This window comes from Vibrio sp. 10N.261.55.C5 (assembly GCF_041470505.1).
Lineage (GTDB): Bacteria > Pseudomonadota > Gammaproteobacteria > Enterobacterales > Vibrionaceae > Vibrio > Vibrio crassostreae_C.
Window position 1 is genome coordinate 1 of the sequence record NZ_JBFRMS010000109.1, and the last position, 396, is coordinate 396.

A 396-nucleotide genomic window follows, 5' to 3' on the forward strand; every position below is an offset into this window, starting at 1 on the left:
ATCGAGGCTATAGAGCTTGCCAATGAGTTAGGGAATGTTAGAGAAGCGGCCCGACAAAGCGGTTGTTCTGTCAAAAGCATTCACAACAACCGTCAATTGCTTGAAGCCCATGGCCCACTTGCTTTGAAACGTCTGTATGGTCAATCACACAACAATAATCGCATCGATGAAAAGACTCGAAATATCGTCATCTCATTAACACTCAAATCGCCTCACCTAACCTCTATTAGGATAAGTGGTGAGATGAGAAAGCGTTTTAACATCTCGATTAGTCACTCAACAGTAAGGAACATCTGGCTTGAAGAAAAGCTGAATACAAGAGAGTTACGGGAGGCACGTGCCGAGGAATCAATTATCGAATAGAAACTAATCTGCAATAGTGGACTACTATGAATA

1 protein-coding gene is annotated in these 396 nt (G+C 42.2%); it reads left to right on the top strand.

Annotated features, from left to right (window positions below):
* A partial coding sequence (locus AB4263_RS23990) for a helix-turn-helix domain-containing protein (RefSeq protein ID WP_372099020.1) occupies positions 1–363 on the top strand: 363 nt, incomplete at its 5' end.
* Between the last annotated feature and the right edge of the window lie 33 nt (positions 364–396).